The following is a 17,432-nucleotide window of genomic DNA, read 5'->3' on the forward strand; positions in this document are numbered from 1 at the left end:
CAAGGTTGGGCCTTTTTTATTCCAATACCATGAATTATGCATGTTGCATTTCATGTTTTCCTTCTTTTATCTCCTCTATCAATTTAGAATTAAAAGCCGGCAAATCATCTGGATTTCTACTTGTTACAAAACCTTCATCAACAACAACCTTTTGGTCTACCCAATTGGCCCCTGCATTTACCAAGTCATCTTTAATGGAGTTAAAAGAGGTCATTTTGCGCCCTTTAACTACACCAGCACTGATTAAAGTCCATGGAGCATGACAGATTGCTGCTACAGGTTTTTTCAATTTAAAGAAGTCACGTACAAAACTTAAAGCTGTTTCTTCCCTTCTTAGCAAATCTGGATTGATTACTCCACCCGGTAAAACCAAGGCATTATAATCTTCGGCCCTCACTTCATTTAAAATTTTGTCTACGGTATAGCTATTGGACCAATTTCCGTCTGCCCATCCTTTTATCTCCCCTTTTTCCAAACTTACAATGTCTACCATAAAACCTTCATTTTCCATTGCTTCCTTTGGAGATTTTAATTCACTTTCCTCAAAACCATTTGTAGCTAAAATTGCTATCTTCTTCATAATATATATTGTTTTAATAGATTAATAATTTGTTTGATACCAAATTACAAATTATGAATGCCATGGTCCGTTAAGGCCTTATTAAATAAGGGTTGGGAAGGGTTAAACATATATTAAATGAACTTTAAAAAATTCATTTTGTGCTCCTTTGCTTCTCATTTAGATGCTCTATGACAATGGTAAGACACGAATTGAGATTTTTCTTTATCTCGGTTTCCCAAAACCTGAATACCGTAAACCCCAATTGTTTTAATTCTTGGTTTACTTCTTGATCTCGCTGCATATTTCGTTCTATTTTGGCAATCCAAAATTCACGATTGGTTTTAATGTTAGGCTTACGTTTCTCCCAATTCTTTCCATGCCAATATTCGCCATCAATGAAAATGACCGTTTTATATTTAGGCATGGCAATATCTGGTTTGCCAATTAATCTTTTATAGTCAATACGGTATCTGTACCCGGCTGCGTAAAGCGCTTTTCTAAAAGCAAGTTCAGGTAAGGTGTTCTTTCCACGTATTTTGCTCATAATCTTGGAGCGCTGTGGAGTAGTATAAAACCCAGATGCTTCATTGAACCTTGGTACGATAATACGTTTTTCGGGATACTTTTTGGACATTTTTAAAATTAAAAAATCCCGAACCAAAATGGCCGGGATTTATAAAACTTTATGATTACAAGATTAGTCCTTTACATTGGCCATTAAGTACTCACGGTTCATCCTGGCAATATTCTCCAATGAAATTCCTTTTGGGCATTCTATTTCGCAAGCTCCCGTATTGCTACAGTTTCCAAAGCCTTCCAGATCCATTTGTGCCACCATGTTTTTAACACGATCAACTGCCTCTATACGCCCTTGGGGCAATAATGCATATTGGGAAACCTTAGCACCAACAAACAACATTGCCGATGCATTTTTACAACTTGCTACACAAGCCCCACAACCAATACAGGTTGCTGCATCCATTGCTTCATCCGCTGCATGTTTGGATATTGGTATGGCATTTGCATCTTGGGTGTTTCCAGAGGTATTTACTGAAATATAACCTCCTGCATGTTGTATACGGTCAAAAGAGCTTCTATCTACCACCAAATCCTTAATCACCGGGAATGCCTTTGCCCTAAATGGTTCTATTGTAATCGTATCACCATCCTTGAACATACGCATATGTAACTGGCAAGTAGTTACGCCTCTATCCGGGCCATGTGCCTCACCGTTTATGAACATGGAACACATTCCACAGATACCTTCCCTACAATCATGGTCAAAAGCAACAGGCTCTTCACCTTTATTGATAAGTTGTTCATTTAAAACATCCATCATTTCTAGAAACGACATATGTTCTGAAATCTCTGTCACTTTATAATCGACCATTTTACCCTTGGTTTGGGCATTAGGTTGTCTCCAAATTTTTAATGTCAGATTCATATTTTAAGTATTGAGTAATGAGTATTAATCTCTGATGAACATCAGATCTAATAGCTCAATACTATTTATTTATAACTTCTTTGTTTTAATTCAATTTCATTGAATTCCAGTTGCTCCTTATGCAGGACTGCATCAGCAGGTTCCCCTTTATATTCCCAAGCGGAAACGAATGCGAAATCCACATCGTTACGTTTAGCCTCACCTGCTTGTTCGCCACCAATTTCTACGGACTCTTCCCTGAAGTGACCTCCACATGATTCTTCCCTTACCAATGCATCCTTGGCAAATAGCTCACCAAGTTCTAGGAAATCTGCAACACGGCCGGCCTTTTCAAGTTCTGCGTTCAATTCATTTGCATTTCCGGGAACACTCACGTTTTTATAAAAATCCTCACGTAGTGCCTTAATTTCAGCCATGGCTTCTTTTAATCCTTCCGCATTTCTAGACATACCACATTTATCCCACATGATCTTACCTAATTTCTTATGGTAGTAATCTACTGAGTGCAATCCTTTGTTTTTGATAAAGAAGTTTATTTTTTCCTTTACTTCTTTTTCCGCAGCATCAAATTCTGGGCTGTCCGTCGAAATTTTACCAGTTCTTATCTCATGCGATAAATAATCGCCTATTGTGTAGGGCAATACGAAATAACCATCGGCCAAACCTTGCATTAATGCAGAGGCGCCCAGTCTATTTGCTCCATGATCGGAGAAGTTTGCCTCTCCTATGCAATATAAGCCTTCTACTGTAGTCATTAAATTATAGTCTACCCATACACCGCCCATGGTATAATGTACCGCAGGATAAATCATCATTGGTGTCTTGTATGGATCTTGATCTACGATTTTCTCATACATTTGAAAAAGGTTGCCATATTTGGCCTTCACTATAGCAGCACCCAATTCATAGATTTTTTCTGCGGATGCATTTGTAATGTTATGGATTTTTGCCTGCTCTTTACCATAACGCTCGATCGCTGATGCAAAATCCAAATATACCGCCTCTCCTGTAGCATTTACACCATAACCGGCATCACAACGTTCTTTGGCAGCTCTTGAGGCTACATCACGGGGAACTAGGTTACCAAATGCAGGATAACGACGTTCCAAGTAATAATCCCTTTCGTCTTCGGATAAATCCGTTGGTTTTTTCTTGCCCTCGCGTATGGCCTTCACATCGTCCAAACTTTTTGGAACCCAAATACGACCATCGTTACGTAAAGATTCAGACATCAAAGTTAGTTTGGACTGATAATCTCCTGAACGTGGAATACAGGTAGGGTGAATTTGAGTATAGCAAGGGTTAGCGAAAAACGCTCCTTTTTTATGAATTTTCCAAGCAGCCGTAGCGTTTGACCCCATGGCATTGGTCGATAAAAAATAGACATTTCCATATCCACCGGATGCTATAACGACCGCATGTGCGGAATGGCGCTCAATTTCACCGGTAACCAGGTTACGGGCAATAATACCACGAGCCTTGCCGTCTACCTTTACAACATCCAGCATTTCATGACGGTTGAACGGGGTAATTTTACCTCGGGCAATCTGTCTGTTCATTGCAGAATAGGCACCCAATAGTAATTGTTGTCCGGTTTGTCCTTTGGCGTAAAAAGTTCTTGAAACCAATACACCACCAAAAGAGCGGTTATCTAAAAGGCCGCCATAATCACGTGCAAAGGGAACCCCTTGTGCAACACATTGGTCAATAATATTTGCGGAAACCTCGGCCAATCTATAAACATTGGCCTCTCTTGATCGGTAATCTCCACCTTTAACCGTGTCATAAAATAAGCGGTACGTAGAATCACCATCACCTTGATAATTTTTAGCCGCGTTGATTCCACCCTGAGCAGCAATGGAATGTGCTCTTCTAGGAGAATCCTGGTAACAGAATGTTTTTACGTTATACCCTAATTCCGCTAAAGTAGCTGAAGCTGAACCCCCGGCTAATCCTGTACCTACAACAATAACATCAATGTTTCTTTTGTTGGCAGGGTTCACCAAATTTATCTTGTTCTTATAATCGGTCCATTTCGTTTTCAACGGACCTTTAGGTACTTTTGAGTCTAATACAGACATAAGTAATAGGTATTAATGATTAAAATGATGAAAAAGTGCAATGAAAATAAATCCTAACGGAATTAAGATTGCGTAAGCTTTCCCAAACAGTTGTAGTTTTTCTTTTCTCATACTAGTAGCGCCCGCAGATTGAAATGCAGAACTAAAACCGTGCATAAGATGAAGCGAAAGGAAAATAAATGCCACTACATAGGCGCCTACCCTTAGTGGATTGACAAATTTATGCACCAGCTCTTCATAATAGCGAAATCCATCACCATCCCCAAGCAATCCAGACATATCGCCTTGAATATACTTAGTATTGATCTCAGGTATCCAGAAATCAATAAAATGCAATACCAAAAACGCCAATATAGCCAAACCGCTATAGATCATATTTCGGCTCATCCAAGATGAATTGGCCGCACCGTTGTTTTTTGCATATTTTTTTACCCGAGCACCCCTGTTTTTGGCTTCCAGTATAAAACCCATGACGAAGTGATACACAACACCAAAAATCAGAATTGGTTGCAATACATATTGAACGGCCCAAAACGTACCCATGAAATGTGATGCTTCGTTGAAAGCATCTGGACTGAAAACCGATAAAATATTAATTGCAAAATGCTGAAGTAGAAAAAACATTAAAAAGAAAGCAGAAAGTGCCATTGCGTACTTTCTACCAATCGAAGATTTAAAAAATCTGCCCATTAGTTGTTAATTTTATATGCGAATTTACATCACAAGCAAGTTATTAACAAGTTTTCAAAGGGTTTAGTATATCTATTTAGATTGATTTTAAAATCAATTTTATCGATGTTTAAGATTTGAATGTCCCAAGGGTCGTTCATACCAAAAAATGTTGAACAAAAAAGCTCATCCCTTATCTGGCCATAATGCCTTTTCAGAAATATTTTTTGCCCAAGTTGTGGCATGGTCCAAATTTTTAAATTGAACTAATGAATTTTTAAAAAACAGCTTTTCAAGTAAAATACTGGCAAAACTGCCCCTTGTTTGGCCCACTACCCCATAATGGGCCATCTTGGTCCTGTTCCTATAGAACATGACCCAATTAGAAGGTACAACATAATAACTGTTGATACGGTTGGCCACATATATAATAGGAATTTCCAAACCATAAATTTCTTCTGCCGCATGTACTATTTTTAAGGCATCTTTCCATTTAAAAAGTACTCCTTCGTTCATTTCGGAAATAATGATTCCTCCCGTAAAAAAATAGAAAACACCAAAATCAAATTCCCTAATTTCCCGTATGGAATTATATATATTATGCTCTTTTACACGCTTCATAAACAGAGGGCAAAAGGGTTAAATATATTGATATTTTATGATTGGTACATAGTAGTGCCTACAAATACATGAACGCAGTTAATTTTGTTATTTTTCCATATCCTTCAGTTGAATGGACAATGCCTTTGTAGACAATTGTACCTCAACAAAACTTAGTACTAAAGATGCGATCAATGAGAGCAGACTAATTCCAAAGACCACATTTGCCGCGATTTCTATATTGAAAAAAATAAGGGCCATGGTAATAACGGCCAGGAGAAAGCTAAATATTGCCGTGGCCTGCATATTTTTAATGATGGTCAATCTTTTTCGTAATTTTTTGACCTGTAGCCCAACCGATGCAGATGCGGTTTCTTGGTATTTTTTGTGTAATTGTCTTATAAGTGCCGCTATAGCCAAATACCTTGCATTATAGGCCAACATGGTCAATGAGATGGCAGGAAAGAGCAAAGCGGGTATACCTAATGTAAGTTCCATGTGTAAATATTCAAATTAATCCGTTGCTATTCCAAAATATACCCAACTTACATCTTCATTGAACGGATTGTTTTGCCCATGCATTTCACCAGGTTCTATGGTTATGCACATGCCCGGTCCCAATTCATATTCTTTTCCCGAAACGGTAAATATTGCCTTGCCGGATTGAATGTGGAATACCTCATACATAGTGTCGTGTTTATGAAGTTCTACACGTTGGCCAGACTTGAATGTTGCAGTTCCGTACATCATTAATTGTGGAATTTCATCCTTTCCTATCAAGGTGCGTTTTTTAATGTCCGGGTTATGGCTAACACCCAAATCAGGAAGGGTATTCCAATCAACTAATTTCATGTTATTATTCTATATCAAAATTAACCTCACCTGTGCTTGCGTCACCTTTAAGTATAATGGTATAAGTGCCTTTGGGCAAATAAGTTTTGCCATCATCTGCTTGCTTTAGTTCGGTTTTGTGTTTTTTCAAATAATTCAATTTTCCGATCTTGGAAAAGGCCAGATCATAGGACAATACATTTAAACCTTTGTCCGCGACAATTTCCGTTTCGCTAACGGTTACCCCATCGGATGATTTAATTGTTGCGCGATAAACATCATCTGTTCCAGAATAGAAGGTAATGTCCTGACCAGGTGTATTCGGTTTTGACCAAGTGCTCCAAGAATTACCCCATCTTCTAGAATGTTTAATATTTTCGACATTAAAAAGGTGTAATTTTTTGTTTAATACATCCGGGGTCATTTTTTCTATGGACGCAATATCTGCTTTGTAGATACTTCTACCATGGGTGCCCACCAATAAATGTTTCTCCTTGGGTTGAATGACAAGGTCATGTACGGCAACATAGGGCATACCATTATGAAATGAATTCCACGTTGCGCCTTGGTCCAATGAAAGATATAGGCCATTATCTGTGCCTATAAACAATAGGTTTTCGTTCTCGGGATCTTCTACCAATACATTTACGGGGGCGTTGGGAACGCCATTGGCAATGCTTTTCCAAGTGGCTCCCTTGTCTTCACTAACGTAGATATAGGCCGTAAAATCATCTGACCGATATCCGTTCAACGTAGCGTAAACCCTATTTTGATTATGTTTTGATGCTACAACTCTACTAACCCATAAATTTTGAGGCAAAGACTTGGAAACGACCGTCCAACTACCACCACCATTGTCACTTCTTTGAATTAATCCATCATCGCTTCCAGTATATAAAAGCCCAAATTTAAAAGGAGATTCACTAATGGTCGTTAAAGTGCCAAAGGCAACATTACCTTTTTTGCCGCCCTTGGTCAAATCTCCCGAAATGGTTTCCCAATCATCACCTTGGTTTAATGACCTATGTAATTTATTACCGCCCAGATATACTATATCCTGGTTGTGTGCAGAAAGTAGGATAGGGGACTGCCAGTTGAACCTGTAAGGACTTTCCCCCAATTCATGTTTGGGCTGTATATATGTGTTCTTGTTTGTTTCTAGGTTTATTCTAAAATAATTCCCGAATTGATATCCCGTATAAACAATATTGGCATTTCTATTGTCTATTTCTACCTGCATGCCGTCACCGCCCATAATTGATTTCCAGGGGTACTGACCTTCTTGGTGCCATGAAGTGTTTTCCTCGGCATTATGAGGGCCCATCCATACTCCATTATCCTGTAAGCCACCATACACGTTATAAGGTTCTTCTTGGTCTACCGCTATGGCATAAAATTGACCAACGGAGGGCGTATTATTTTTGATCCAATGTGCGCCATCATCATAAGTGGTATTGACCCCACCGTCATTTCCATTGATCAAATGCCCTTTTAATTTAGGATTTATCCATAGTGCATGATGGTCAGAATGAACATTGTCCCCATTTATAGAGGTGTAGGTTTTTCCGCCATCCTTAGATGCAATGATAGGAACTCCGGATAAGTAAATAGCATCTACGTTATTTGGGTCTACTGATATTTGGGCAAAATAATAACCATAACTATAGAAAAGGTCATCTATATAATCCTCGTTCTGTTTTTTCCACGTTTTACCGGCATCATTACTTTTATAAACTTCTGCACCTATAACCGGTGTATCAAAAAGCATTGCATTCGCATCTTCCAGATACAAAGCCAAGTCAGATGGTTTAACGGCGTTGCTGCGTACCATCTGCTTTACGTTGGCCGCCCTATATTTTTCATGAAAGTTGTTCGTTTTTAAAAATTCGTTCAAGTCTTTATCGTTCAAGTTCAAGAATTGATCTTTGGAAAGCGTTTTGAAATCTTCTTTTGTTAATCCTTCCTGCTTTGCTTTTTTCTCTTTGGTACTATTTCTTCTAAATTGATTGTCGTGGACGGCATAAACCGTATTTTCATCATATACGGCCAGTCCTATTCTTCCTACTCCATTACCTGTTGGAAAACCACTATCAGGTGTTGAAACCTTTTTCCAAGTAGCACCGGCATCCGTACTTTTGTAAATACCGGAGCCATCCCCATTTCCTATGAAATCCCATGCTTTTCTATCTTTCTGCCAAGCAGCTGCATATTGAATATTAAAGTTGTTTGGCGCGTAGGCGATATCAATGACACCTGTATCATTATTAATGAATAAGGTTTTTTGCCATGTTTTGCCTCCATCACTTGTTTTATATATTCCACGTTCTTCGTTTGGGGAATAAAGATGCCCGGCAACGCCAACAATAACCTCATTTTCATTATCAGGATTCACCAAAATTCTACCAATATGATGGGAATCTTCCAGACCCATATGCTGCCATGTTTTACCATGGTCCGTAGATTTCAGAATACCAATACCGGCATAAGAAGAACGGGAAGCATTATTTTCTCCTGTTCCCGCATAAATGGTACCACTGGCCCAATGCACGGCAATATCCCCTAAATTTTGGGTTTGCGTGCCGTCCATAACCGGGGTAAACGAAGTACCGTTATTGTTGGTATACCATAAACCACCAGATGCATAGGCTACATAATACTCTGTTGGGTTGTCTTCGTTCACGGCTAAATCTACAACACGGCCGCTCATTATTGTAGGACCTATATTCTTTAGGGAAACGTGTTTCACCAAAGAATTTTCATCCATTATTTTTTTTTGTGAAAGTGCTTCTACAACATTACTGGATGGCGTAGGCTGTATTTGGGCTGTGGCAATGGAAACCCCTGCTAGGAGTAGAAAACAAACTTTTTTCATGTTATAGATGTTCTATTGTGATGGTAAGGTAAGAATTTGTTTATAGCTTGACAATTGGTGTGCAATATGGTTGTTCTGATTACTTTACTAATTGTTTTTTCTTCTCTTCATATTTTTTCTCAATTTTTGCTTTAGCACCGTTAAGTTGTTTTTTAGTCAAGGAAGTATTGCTTAAAACATTTTGGGTAGAAAGCAGGGCCGCTAAATACCAATCTTTCCACGCGGTTAAAATTGATAGTTGTTCGGCAGGGTTTCCCCCTTTTTCAATTGCGGATACACTCAAATCATATTCATTCTGTAAACGTAGAAGGGCTTTTTTTTCTAAAGTAGCAATTTGCTCCAAAGCAAAACCAGATTCAGCATTCACCAATTTTAAACCACTGACCAAGGCTGCCGTACCTACATTTTTTAAGGTTTTTTGGGATACCTTGTCAATACGATCATTGTCCGTATGATAAAATTGATCCGTAAAGTGCCATAGCAATAGCCCAGGAATGTTGGCATTTAAAAATGGTTTATGGTCACTTCCTCCTTCAAAAGGATTGGTTTCTACTACCCAATTTGCAAATTTCCCCTGTTCCTTAAAAGTGGTTATGATAAAGTCATTAAGGTAATGGGGCCGCATTTCCTCCATGCTCAATACTTCGCCGCCCCATTCACTATGTTTATCGTTTCCGCGGGTCCATATTGCACTGGGATCGGGCATTTTTTCAATTAAGAAGGTGCCTCCCGTAACGGTCGTGTTTTCACCAACCATATCCAAGCTTATTCCCCATTTTATGCCTTTTGCTCGATCGGGATTTTCTTCAATATACCTTCGGGTAGAAATAATTTCATCTCCCCATAGGAAGGTCATAGTTCTTTGTAACTCTATTTTGCCTTCGGAAACCAATTTTGCGGCTATCATGGCCATTTCTAATTGGGCGCCAACTCCTGTTGCGTTATCGTTTGCGCCGGGTTCTTGAATATGTGCACTATATACCAAACGTTCGTTGGGCAAAGTACTACCTTTAATATCCGCTACAATGGTTAGTTCTTCGGAAGGGTATTTTTTGGTCTGTATATGTGCTACAACTTTAGCAGTTCCTTTTGTAAGTTTGGCAACCAGTTTCTCTTTTGCTTCATAGGATAAAGCAATGCCCCAAAAATCAGGATCACTTTGAGAAGGTAGACTTCTAAACTGAATGGAAGTAGTGTTTTTCTCTGGTTGTAAATAGCTTGGATTGTCATACGTGAGCATACCCAAGGCGCCTTTTTTTATGGCAGTTTTATACAATTGCCGTCCGTTCATTTCCGCAAAAACCACTTTGTTTTTTAGGGAAACCGATGCTAGGTCGTGCATGGATTTTATCCAGACCACTTCTGCACTTATACCTTCCTTGGGCGTAGAGGCAGAATGTAAATAGGTCATGTTTCGATTTGTATCCGATTGTAACAAGGGTGTATCCTCTCCTACAATGTGTAATGAAGCGCTTATGGGTTCCCAAGTCTGGTGATCCATTGGCCGTCTTTCAATTCTGTACGTTAATCGATCACCTTCTTCAGCATTTTCCTCTAAGACATACCCTGCGGCCTGTAAGCTATCTGCTAACAAATAAATAGTATTGTTGAAGCCGGTGTTTCCTACCACGCGCCAGTAATCTTCTACATAATCCGTTGTGGCAAATGCGGTCTTTCCGGTAAAATGTTGTCTTACCAGACCATAATAATCAATAGATTTTTCTTGAATATCTTGGGCGCATCCGCTTAAAAGGGTACCATAGAGCACCAGCAACAGTAAACCTTGTTTCATGCTAATTTTACGCAATGTTATTCTTCCCATTTCCATTCATTGCCAATGATCAATTTCTCCTTAAGATTATTTTTGATCATAAACTCCTTGGTCGTTTCACTATCCATTTTTGTAGCGGGTAATTGTTCTGCATCTGCAAGTGCGTAAAGCATCATGGTTCCAAAACGGGCGGTATTTTGCATATGGTCCTCATTGACCAAATTAAAATCGTCACAATCAGAATGGTAACAACCATATATGGAACGGTCTAAATTACTATGTACGGATAAAATGGGTACCCCTTCTAACATAAAGGGTTGGTGGTCACTATGAAGACCGGAACGGTTAGAGAATGTGTTCTGATAAATGGTGTCCTGCTGTTGAATGGCTGTTCCCAGATCTTTAAAGAATTGTTTGTTATCCAATTTTCCGCCAGCATTCATACCAATTGGGTTACCGGACATATCCAAGTTCATCATATATTTAATGTTCTCAATGGTGTTGTTTTCAATAGCCTGTTCCACTAAATATTTAGATCCAAGTAGACCCTGCTCTTCTCCCATGAACATTACAAATTTCACGGTTCTTTTAGGATGGAGATCATTAGCCTTGAATGCCCTTGCAATATCCAATACTGCAAATGAACCTATACCATTATCGATGGCGCCAGTAGCCAGATCCCAAGAATCCAAATGACCACCAATTACAATTTCTTCCTGCGGAATTTCTGTACCCGGTAAGGTAGCTACAACATTTCTTGCTTTAATGACATCACTGGTATTGGTCATATCTATTTTAGCGGTCGCTTTTTTGGATTTCAAAGTTTCCTTTAAAGCCATGCCGTCCTCCTTGCCAATACACACTGCAGGAATTGGTATCAATTCTCCAGTAACCGATGCGGTACCGGTCAAAAGAACACCATTATCAACCTGATTAATGATAATTATGCCAATAGCTCCGTATTTTATGGCCAAAGCGGTTTTTTCACTTCGGTGTAAATTGGTCAAACCCTCTTCACTATCCGGTAAAATAGAAATATAGACTAAGGAAATTTTACCTTTCACCGCATCTGGATTTGCGGCGTAATCTGCTTCCAAACCATTGCCCATATCAACAATATCGCCTGTTACATGGGATTCTATAGGAGCATGGCCCAAAGTAACTACCTTAACATCCTCATCATTGATTTGTAAAGAAACCTCTCCTCTTGCCCATGCCTCTACTTCAAAAGTTTGATAAACCACGTCCTCAAAACCGTATTCCTTGAACTTGTTATATGTATATTCTTCTGCCTTGGCACCATTTGTAGAACCTGTTAGGCGATGTCCTATAGTTTCAGAGGCTTCCTTTAAGGTGCTGTAACCTTTTGAGTTTGACTTAATTTCAGCATCTATCCTTGCAAATAATTCTGCTTGGGATTCTTCTTTTTTGGTTTCTGAACACGCTTGTAGACATAGCGCACCAATCAATAGGAAAGCAATTTTTTTCATGAGTTGTTTGTATTTGGTTGAAGTGTACAAGTTAGCCAATTTGTTGCTAAGAAAGTGGGGTTATGATCTTGTTAATTTTATAATTATATGCCCTATTTTCTAAGGAAACACCACATATTGTGTAATTTTATGTCAAAATTTAAATACATGAAATACGATCAAATTCCCAATTCCCTTTTTATAAAGAACCGCAAAAAGTTTATGGACCGTATGCAGCCTAAAAGCATAGCCGTTTTTAATTCCAATGATATTTATCCTATAGGAGCGGATAGCGTTTTACCTTTTGAACAGCATAGGGATATATTTTACCTGTCCGGAGCCGATCAAGAAGAAACCATTCTTGTTTTGTTCCCGGATGCCATCAACAAAAAGCATCGGGAAATACTTTTTGTTCGTGAAACCAATGAACATATTGCTATTTGGGAAGGTGCAAAATTGACCAAGGAAAAGGCGACCGAGGTATCAGGCATAGAAACCATATGTTGGTTGCAAGAGTTTGACAAGATATTCTTTGACCTAATGACCGAGGCGGAAACAATATATTTTAATACGAATGAACATTACAGACAAGCGGTAGAAACACAAACGCGTGAGGACCGCTTTATAGAAAAATGTAAGCAAGAATACCCTGCGCACAAAGTTGCAAAGAGTAATCCTATCCTTCAGGAAATAAGAGGAATAAAAGAACCTGAAGAATTAGAACTTATGCAAACCGCCTGTAACATTACAGAAAAAGGTTTCCGTAGATTACTTGGCTTCGTAAAACCAGGGGTCATGGAATATGAAATTGAAGCGGAATTGGTGCATGAATTTATAAGTAACCGCTCTAAAGGTTTTGCCTATCCACCTATTATTGCCTCTGGAAACAATGCTAATGTGCTGCACTATTTGGAGAACAATAAGCCCTGTAAGGACGGTGATTTAATTTTAATGGACGTAGCCGCGGAATATGCCAATTATTCAAGTGACTTAACTAGAACCATACCGGTAAACGGTAAATTTACGAAACGCCAAAAAGAGGTTTATAACGCTGTATTACGAGTTAAAAATGAGGCAACAAAAATGCTGGTTCCCGGGACATTATGGGCAGAATATCATAAGGAATGTGGAAAGATCATGACTTCTGAATTATTAGGTCTAGGTCTTTTGGACAAGGCCGATGTACAAAATGAAAATCCGGAATGGCCTGCATATAAAAAATACTTTATGCATGGTACCAGTCACCATATAGGGTTGAATACACATGATTATGGTGCTTTAAAAACACCCATGAAGGCCAATATGGTATTTACGGTAGAGCCGGGTATTTACATACCTGCGGAAAATATGGGTATACGTTTGGAGGATGATGTGGTTATTCAGGAAAAAGGGGAGCCTTTTAATCTAATGGCGAATATTCCAATTAACGCCGATGAAATTGAGGAGTTGATGAACGCTTAAAACTATACAATGAAATTAGTATCATGGAATGTAAACGGTATTAGAGCTGCCGTTAAAAAGGACTTTGAGAATGTTATAGCAGAATTTGATGCAGATGTTTTCTGTATCCAAGAAACTAAGGCTCAAGATGATCAAGTAGTAGAAGCTTTAAAGAATATTCAGGACTACAAACTTTATACAAACAGTGCAGAAAGAAAAGGATATTCCGGTACCGGTATTTTGACCAAAAGCACACCTGTTTCATTTTCTGGTAAAATGGGAATTGAGGTCCATGATTTGGAAGGGAGAATTTCACATACGGAGTTTGATGAATTTCATTTGGTCAACGTTTATATCCCTAATAGTGGAAACGGCCTAAAAAGATTGGATTACAGGGCAGAGTGGGATAAAGATTTTACCAACTACCTTAAAGGACTTTCATCGACCAAACCTTTAATCATTACAGGAGATTTTAATGTGGCACATACCGCAAACGATTTGGCAAACCCAAAAAGCAATTACAATAAAACATCTGGGTTTACCCAAGTGGAAATAGACGGATTTGACCATATGTTGAAAGAACTCAATCTAGTGGATAGTTTTAGAAAATTGCATCCTACCACGTTTAATAAGTATACCTTTTGGAGTATGCGCGGTGGTGCAAGAGGGAGAAATGTTGGTTGGCGCTTAGACTATTTTTTAGTCAGCGAATCTATTTGGGACAAAGTGAAATCTGCAGAGATACATGATCAGATTTTGGGTAGTGACCATTGTCCTATTAGTTTGGAAATAGAGTTTTAGAAATTCGCTTTAATTTGTATTTGTTCTGGCTAAAATATTGGTCAGGACAAATACCAAAAGTGCTGGCAAAACCCAGCCCAAACTATATTGCTGCAGGGGAATCCATGAAAATGTATCTGCTGCTGGTGCTAATGCACTTATACTACCCAAGAAATCAGGTATACTAAATAGGATAGTGGTAACCGCCACCATTTTGAAGACCAAAGGTGTAGCATATTTATCAGGGAATATATTTAAAAGAATTAGGATTATGGTCAATGGATAAATGAACATTAATGAGGGTACGGCAACCGCAATGATATACCCAACGTTAAACTGACCCATGAGCACCCCCAACACACTACCAATAATTGCCATAAGGATATAAGCCGTTTTAGATTCCTTAAACCTTGATGCTACATAATCTGCCGTGCCGGTCACTATACCTACCGCTGTGGTAAAGCACGCCAAACCAACCAATATACTCAAGAACAAATTGCCAATATTCCCCAAACTCTGTTTTGCAAGGCCAGATAAGATTTCTGTCCTAGTGGTCTCCACGTTAAAAACCGTATGTGACAATGCCCCGGAAAGAATTAAACCCATATAAATCAAGAACAGCGATAAACCGGCAAACCAGGCAGCGTTCATAATCAATGTTTTCTTTTCATCATACCTTGCATCAACATATTTTAGATTGATAGATATGATAATGACCCCACCAACGACTACGGCGCCAATGGCATCAAAGGTTTGGTAGCCTTCCAAAATACCGTTGGTAAAGGGGCTTTCAATTGTTGTGCTTCCAAATTCAAACGGAAATGAAAAAACCGTTATTCCAATGACCAATAGCAAGATAATGATTATTGCAGGGGTTAAAATCTTGCCCAGTATGTTCAAAATTTTGGAACGGTTTAAAGCAAATAGTAAGACCAGGCCAAAATAAATACTACTGGTATACCAAGAAGAAATTTCCCAATAGGGCTGTATAGCCATTTCGTGTGTAACGGAAGCTGTTCTGGGACTAGGGAGGGCTATCGCAATTGCATAAATGAAAAATGCATAGATCAAGCTGAACAAAGGTGACACCTTATTGCCAAAATCTATAAGTGTTCCCTGTAATTTTGCATGTGCCAAAATACCTAATACGGGTATCACTACGGCAGATAATCCAAAACCTATAGTTACTATGAGCCATTGATTTCCAGAATTAAAGCCCAATAATGGGGGTAAAATTAGGTTGCCCGCCCCAAAAAAAAGGGAGAATAGGGCAAAGGCGGTTACAAGGGTTTCCTTCTTTTTAAACATAGATGCAATTTAAGTGAAAGTTTATTAAATAACAGACCTGCCAAGGATTTTGATGATTCAAGACACCAAAAAAAAGAAGGTTGACAACAGGATAGGTCAGACTCACAACAAATAGTGGTACAGTTCTTTAATATACAGTACATTAACATTAAGAAATTAAACTTATGTCAATTTCTTACTAGTAAACCTAATTATAAACCGCATATTTTAGATTACCCAGATTGTAACCTTTGCACCAAAAAACCTACAGCATGAAAAAATTATTCTGCAACATTTTCGGCCATCATTACTCCATTTCTAAAAAAGTAACCTCCCACATTAAAGAGTACAAGTGTATTCATTGCCAAAAACAAGTTACTACAGATGTAAGTGGCAACCTTTCTAGTTTAACTCCAGAATTACAGGATATCAATAGGACATTAGAGCGTATTTACCAAAGAAGGCATACCGCTACACAACAAGTAGCATAGCATTATTTTACGCAAAAGAGTTCCAGCCCTGAGCGGTCAATGGAATTTTTGTATTATTCCTGGAAATTAAGAAAGCACCTTCATTTTCTCCCGTAGTATGCCCCACAACGGTAAAATTAGGATTGCCCTTTATTTTTGGGAATTCTTTTTGGTCTATGGTAAACAGCAATTCATAATCTTCGCCTCCACTTAAGGCTACCAAGGTACTATCCATTTTAAATTCCTCACAGGCAGATATTACAGTTGGGTCAAGTGGAATCTTATCTTCATATAAATCTATACCTAGGCCACTACTTTTGCTTAAATGCAATATTTCAGATGATAGTCCGTCGCTAATATCGATCATGCTGGTAGGATGAACCTTTAATTTTTTAAGGAGATCTGGAATATCTTTTCGTGCTTCAGGCTTTAACTGCCGTTCAACAATATAAGAATAGGGCTCTAGATCGGGTTGGCTATTGGGGTTTACCTTAAATACTTCTTTTTCCCGTTCTAAGACCTGTAGTCCCATATAGGCTGCACCTAAATCTCCCGTTACGACCAAAAGGTCATTAGGTTTGGCACCGGAGCGGTAGGCAAGGCTAGATTCTTCCGCTTCTCCTATGGCCGTTACACTAATGAGCAACCCTGTCTTTGAAGACGTGGTATCCCCGCCCACTAGATCTACATTGTACATTTTACAGGCCGTGGCAATACCGGAATATAATTCTTCCAGGGCTTCTAAAGGAAATCTATTGGACACCGCAATGGATACGGTTATTTGTGTAGCCGTTGCGTTCATTGCATAGATATCGGATAAATTTACCATGACCGCTTTATACCCTAAATGTTTTAATGGCATATAGCTGAGGTCAAAATGCACACCTTCAATTAATAGATCGGTACTGATCACCGTTTTTTTGTCCTTGAAATCTAACACGGTAGCATCATCGCCTATACCCTTAATGGTTGACTTCCGGGAAATCTTGAAATCCTTGGTAAGATGTTCAATTAAGCCAAATTCCCCTAATTTTTCCAGTGATGTTCTTTCTTGGTCTTTGTTTTCTAGCATGCTGCAAATTTAAGAAGTAAATACAAGATAAAAACCAAAAATAACCGGGGCATTTGTGCCCCGGTTCATTATTAAAATCAATTA

General features: G+C 38.7%; 16 protein-coding genes. 3 read left to right on the plus strand and 13 right to left on the minus strand.

Features of this window, described 5'->3' with window-relative positions; genetic code table 11:
* Window positions 1–34: 34 nt before the first annotated feature.
* The 11 genes from Q2T41_RS10105 to Q2T41_RS10155 all read right to left on the minus strand — a co-directional run bounded on the left by Q2T41_RS10105 (window position 35) and on the right by Q2T41_RS10155 (window position 12,320).
* On the minus strand, window positions 35–580 hold the full coding sequence (locus Q2T41_RS10105; RefSeq protein ID WP_304435978.1) for a type 1 glutamine amidotransferase domain-containing protein: 546 nt from the start codon (window positions 578–580) through the stop codon (window positions 35–37).
* Window positions 581–713: 133 nt separating this feature from the next.
* The gene (locus Q2T41_RS10110; protein ID WP_304435979.1) at window positions 714–1,196 is read right to left on the minus strand and encodes a very short patch repair endonuclease; all 483 of its coding nucleotides are present in this window, start codon (window positions 1,194–1,196) and stop codon (window positions 714–716) included.
* 63 nt (window positions 1,197–1,259) lie between these two features.
* Window positions 1,260–2,006, minus strand: coding sequence for a succinate dehydrogenase/fumarate reductase iron-sulfur subunit (locus Q2T41_RS10115; protein WP_089258500.1), 747 nt, complete (start codon window positions 2,004–2,006; stop codon window positions 1,260–1,262).
* Between the two features lie 65 nt (window positions 2,007–2,071).
* The gene (locus tag Q2T41_RS10120) at window positions 2,072–4,087 is read right to left on the minus strand and encodes a fumarate reductase/succinate dehydrogenase flavoprotein subunit (protein WP_304435980.1); all 2,016 of its coding nucleotides are present in this window, start codon (window positions 4,085–4,087) and stop codon (window positions 2,072–2,074) included.
* Window positions 4,088–4,099: 12 nt separating this feature from the next.
* Window positions 4,100–4,777: a succinate dehydrogenase cytochrome b subunit gene (locus Q2T41_RS10125; protein WP_304435981.1), complete on the minus strand. Its 678-nt coding sequence runs from the start codon at window positions 4,775–4,777 to the stop codon at window positions 4,100–4,102.
* A 165-nt stretch (window positions 4,778–4,942) separates the two neighbouring features.
* Window positions 4,943–5,377: a hypothetical protein gene (locus Q2T41_RS10130; protein ID WP_304435982.1), complete on the minus strand. Its 435-nt coding sequence runs from the start codon at window positions 5,375–5,377 to the stop codon at window positions 4,943–4,945.
* Window positions 5,378–5,464: 87 nt separating this feature from the next.
* Complete coding sequence (locus Q2T41_RS10135) at window positions 5,465–5,854, minus strand: DUF2721 domain-containing protein (protein ID WP_304435983.1); 390 nt, start codon at window positions 5,852–5,854, stop codon at window positions 5,465–5,467.
* Between the two features lie 15 nt (window positions 5,855–5,869).
* On the minus strand, window positions 5,870–6,208 hold the full coding sequence (locus Q2T41_RS10140; RefSeq protein ID WP_089258510.1) for a cupin domain-containing protein: 339 nt from the start codon (window positions 6,206–6,208) through the stop codon (window positions 5,870–5,872).
* Window positions 6,209–6,212: 4 nt separating this feature from the next.
* On the minus strand, window positions 6,213–9,059 hold the full coding sequence (locus Q2T41_RS10145; protein WP_304435984.1) for a VPS10 domain-containing protein: 2,847 nt from the start codon (window positions 9,057–9,059) through the stop codon (window positions 6,213–6,215).
* Between the two features lie 79 nt (window positions 9,060–9,138).
* Entirely contained in the window at window positions 9,139–10,881 is a 1,743-nt protein-coding gene (locus Q2T41_RS10150; RefSeq protein WP_304435985.1) for a M28 family peptidase, read from the minus strand.
* Window positions 10,869–12,320 carry a M20/M25/M40 family metallo-hydrolase gene (locus Q2T41_RS10155; RefSeq protein WP_304435986.1) on the minus strand — a complete coding sequence of 484 codons (1,452 nt, stop codon included), beginning with the start codon at window positions 12,318–12,320 and terminating at the stop codon, window positions 10,869–10,871. The genes Q2T41_RS10150 and Q2T41_RS10155 overlap by 13 nt, the downstream gene beginning before the upstream one ends.
* Before the next feature lie 147 nt (window positions 12,321–12,467).
* Between Q2T41_RS10155 and Q2T41_RS10160 the strand changes: the two genes are divergently transcribed.
* Complete coding sequence (locus tag Q2T41_RS10160; protein ID WP_304435987.1) at window positions 12,468–13,760, plus strand: aminopeptidase P family protein; 1,293 nt, start codon at window positions 12,468–12,470, stop codon at window positions 13,758–13,760.
* Window positions 13,761–13,769: 9 nt separating this feature from the next.
* Complete coding sequence (locus Q2T41_RS10165; protein ID WP_304435988.1) at window positions 13,770–14,540, plus strand: exodeoxyribonuclease III; 771 nt, start codon at window positions 13,770–13,772, stop codon at window positions 14,538–14,540.
* Between the two features lie 9 nt (window positions 14,541–14,549).
* On the opposite strand, the gene Q2T41_RS10170 is transcribed toward Q2T41_RS10165, so the two are convergent.
* Window positions 14,550–15,827 carry a branched-chain amino acid transport system II carrier protein gene (locus Q2T41_RS10170; RefSeq protein ID WP_304435989.1) on the minus strand — a complete coding sequence of 426 codons (1,278 nt, stop codon included), beginning with the start codon at window positions 15,825–15,827 and terminating at the stop codon, window positions 14,550–14,552.
* A 251-nt stretch (window positions 15,828–16,078) separates the two neighbouring features.
* Here Q2T41_RS10170 and Q2T41_RS10175 point away from each other — a divergent pair, with 251 nt between their 5' ends.
* The gene (locus tag Q2T41_RS10175) at window positions 16,079–16,297 is read left to right on the plus strand and encodes a DUF1660 family phage protein (RefSeq protein ID WP_089258524.1); all 219 of its coding nucleotides are present in this window, start codon (window positions 16,079–16,081) and stop codon (window positions 16,295–16,297) included.
* A gap of 7 nt (window positions 16,298–16,304) precedes the next feature.
* Here Q2T41_RS10175 and thiL read toward each other — a convergent pair whose 3' ends face one another.
* Window positions 16,305–17,348, minus strand: a complete 1,044-nt coding sequence (gene thiL, locus Q2T41_RS10180; RefSeq protein WP_304435990.1) for a thiamine-phosphate kinase — start codon at window positions 17,346–17,348, stop codon at window positions 16,305–16,307.
* Window positions 17,349–17,432: the final 84 nt, after the last annotated feature.

Origin of the sequence: Maribacter confluentis (assembly GCF_030505015.1) — a bacterium.
GTDB lineage: Bacteria > Bacteroidota > Bacteroidia > Flavobacteriales > Flavobacteriaceae > Maribacter > Maribacter sedimenticola.

Bases quoted from the DNA above. Each gene is read 5' to 3' on its own strand.
- Q2T41_RS10145 (WP_304435984.1), bottom strand. From the start codon at position 9,059: ATGAAAAAAGTTTGTTTTCTACTCCTAGCAGGGGTTTCCATTGCCACA.
- Q2T41_RS10125 (WP_304435981.1), bottom strand. From the start codon at position 4,777: ATGGGCAGATTTTTTAAATCTTCGATTGGTAGAAAGTACGCAATGGCA.
- Q2T41_RS10150 (WP_304435985.1), bottom strand. From the start codon at position 10,881: ATGGGAAGAATAACATTGCGTAAAATTAGCATGAAACAAGGTTTACTG.
- Q2T41_RS10115 (WP_089258500.1), bottom strand. From the start codon at position 2,006: ATGAATCTGACATTAAAAATTTGGAGACAACCTAATGCCCAAACCAAG.
- Q2T41_RS10140 (WP_089258510.1), bottom strand. From the start codon at position 6,208: ATGAAATTAGTTGATTGGAATACCCTTCCTGATTTGGGTGTTAGCCAT.
- Q2T41_RS10105 (WP_304435978.1), bottom strand. From the start codon at position 580: ATGAAGAAGATAGCAATTTTAGCTACAAATGGTTTTGAGGAAAGTGAA.
- Q2T41_RS10130 (WP_304435982.1), bottom strand. From the start codon at position 5,377: ATGAAGCGTGTAAAAGAGCATAATATATATAATTCCATACGGGAAATT.
- Q2T41_RS10155 (WP_304435986.1), bottom strand. From the start codon at position 12,320: ATGAAAAAAATTGCTTTCCTATTGATTGGTGCGCTATGTCTACAAGCG.
- Q2T41_RS10120 (WP_304435980.1), bottom strand. From the start codon at position 4,087: ATGTCTGTATTAGACTCAAAAGTACCTAAAGGTCCGTTGAAAACGAAA.
- Q2T41_RS10165 (WP_304435988.1), top strand. From the start codon at position 13,770: ATGAAATTAGTATCATGGAATGTAAACGGTATTAGAGCTGCCGTTAAA.
- Q2T41_RS10170 (WP_304435989.1), bottom strand. From the start codon at position 15,827: ATGTTTAAAAAGAAGGAAACCCTTGTAACCGCCTTTGCCCTATTCTCC.
- Q2T41_RS10160 (WP_304435987.1), top strand. From the start codon at position 12,468: ATGAAATACGATCAAATTCCCAATTCCCTTTTTATAAAGAACCGCAAA.
- Q2T41_RS10175 (WP_089258524.1), top strand. From the start codon at position 16,079: ATGAAAAAATTATTCTGCAACATTTTCGGCCATCATTACTCCATTTCT.
- Q2T41_RS10135 (WP_304435983.1), bottom strand. From the start codon at position 5,854: ATGGAACTTACATTAGGTATACCCGCTTTGCTCTTTCCTGCCATCTCA.
- thiL (WP_304435990.1), bottom strand. From the start codon at position 17,348: ATGCTAGAAAACAAAGACCAAGAAAGAACATCACTGGAAAAATTAGGG.
- Q2T41_RS10110 (WP_304435979.1), bottom strand. From the start codon at position 1,196: ATGTCCAAAAAGTATCCCGAAAAACGTATTATCGTACCAAGGTTCAAT.